General features: G+C 75.7%; 1 protein-coding gene. It reads right to left on the reverse strand.

The window, feature by feature from the left end:
• Nucleotides 1–170: 170 nt before the first annotated feature.
• Entirely contained in the window at nt 171–317 is a 147-nt protein-coding gene (locus tag ACFYY7_RS20055) for a hypothetical protein (RefSeq protein WP_266694022.1), read from the reverse strand.
• Nucleotides 318–676: the final 359 nt, after the last annotated feature.

Below are 676 nucleotides of genomic sequence, written 5' to 3' on the forward strand. Positions count from 1 at the left end.
CACTATTTCCCCCCCCCGGCGGGGCGGGGGGGGGGGTGGGGGCGGCGCCCCCCCCCCCCCCCCCCCACCACCCCCCGCCCCCCCCCCCCCCGCCCCCCCCCCCCCCCCGCGGCCGGGGGCTGTCCCGATCCCTGGGCGGGTTCGGGACAGCCCCCTCAGGACTGTTCAGGTCATGCAGAAGCAGGAATGCAGACCGCGTACGACTGGACGGTCTGCGGGCCGGCACCGCTGTTGTACGCGGAGACGTGCCAGGTGTTGGTCGGGGTGTCCGGGTAGCTCGCGGTCCAGTGGATCTCATCGTTCTGCAGCTGGTTCACGGCGCCTCCCCCGGTCAGCACGGTCCCGGCAGGGCAAGTGGCAATGATGTTCTCGACACTGCCGCCGGCGGGAATGGACGTGGCTGCGCTGGTAGCAGTCTGGGACGGGCCAACAGGCCCGGCCGGACCGGTGGCACCCGTCGCACCCGTCGCGCCGGTCGCGCCGCTGGCACCAGCCTCACCGGCCGGACCCGTCGGACCCGTCGCACCGTCGGTACCAGCCGCACCCGTCGGACCCGTCGGGCCGGTCGCGCCGTCGGCACCAGCCGCACCGGTCGGACCCGTCGCGCCGTCAAGGCCGTCGGCACCAGCCGCACCCGTCGGACCCTGCAGGCCGGTCGCACCCGTCGGACCCGTCG

The sequence above is a fragment of the Streptomyces sp. NPDC001933 genome, from assembly GCF_042890955.1.
GTDB lineage: Bacteria > Actinomycetota > Actinomycetes > Streptomycetales > Streptomycetaceae > Streptomyces.